The sequence below is a fragment of the Pseudoalteromonas rubra genome, assembly GCF_000238295.3.
Taxonomy (GTDB): Bacteria; Pseudomonadota; Gammaproteobacteria; order Enterobacterales; family Alteromonadaceae; genus Pseudoalteromonas; species Pseudoalteromonas rubra.
In genome coordinates this window covers 1-923 of the sequence record NZ_AHCD03000010.1, presented here as the reverse complement: position 1 = coordinate 923, position 923 = coordinate 1, and the positions used below count along the sequence as shown (strand labels likewise).

Here is a 923-nt window from a genome sequence, read left to right as displayed (position 1 = left end):
GGCTCCACCGGCACCCCCAAAGGCGTGGAGATCAGCCACCGGGCCCTGATGGATTATTTGAACTTTGCCCTCAAAGGCTACTATGCCGACCACCTCAACGGCTCACTGCTGGTGACATCACACGGTTTTGATATTGGTGTTCCGAGTTTGTACTTACCGCTCTTGAGTGGTGGCAGTGTGCAATTGCTGGATAATCAGGAGTTGTTACCGGTCCTGAGTAAAGCGCTGAATAAAGCGGATGAGCCACGACTGGTGCGGATGACGCCGCATCATGTGGAAGGGATACTGGCCTTGCAGGAGGCGCCGCTTGCAGGCGTGCAGCACGTGTTTGTGATTGGCGGTGAGCGCTTTGAGCGCGATGTGGCACTGGCCTTACAAACCCAGTTCCCGGACAGTCAGGTATTCAACCACTATGGTCCGTCTGAGGCTACGGTAGGCTGTGTGATGTATGACATCAGTGCCAATCAGGCCGACTTACCGGCGGAGCTACCCATTGGCCGGGCCATGGACAACACCTATGCCTATGTACTGGATGCGCAGCTTAACGCCCTGCCACAGGGTGCCCGGGGTGAGTTGTTTGTCGGCGGGCCGTGTCTGGCCACAGGTTATGTGAATAACCCGACGCTGAGCGCCGAGCGCTTTATTGAGAACCCGTTTTATGACCCCAGTGATGCGACCAGTCCGGCCCGTTTGTATCGCACCGGCGATCAGGTGCGCTATCAAAACAGTGGCGAGCTGATGTTTTTAGGACGCATAGACGAGCAGGTTAAGATCCGGGGTTTCCGGGTGGAGTTGGGTGATATCAGCAGCCAGTTGCAGCAAATCACTGGCGTTGAATCCGCTGAGGTGTTGTGTAAACCCCTGTCTACCGGCCCGGAGCTAGTCGCCTATATCAAGGCACAAGACTCGGCGCAGCTGGGTGC

The 923-nt window shown here is 56.6% G+C and carries 1 protein-coding gene; it reads left to right on the top strand.

Annotation, left to right across the window (positions count from 1 at the left end):
• Nucleotides 1–923, top strand: a 923-nt coding sequence (locus PRUB_RS00055; RefSeq protein WP_021032794.1) for an AMP-binding protein, incomplete at both ends; no start/stop codon positions are given.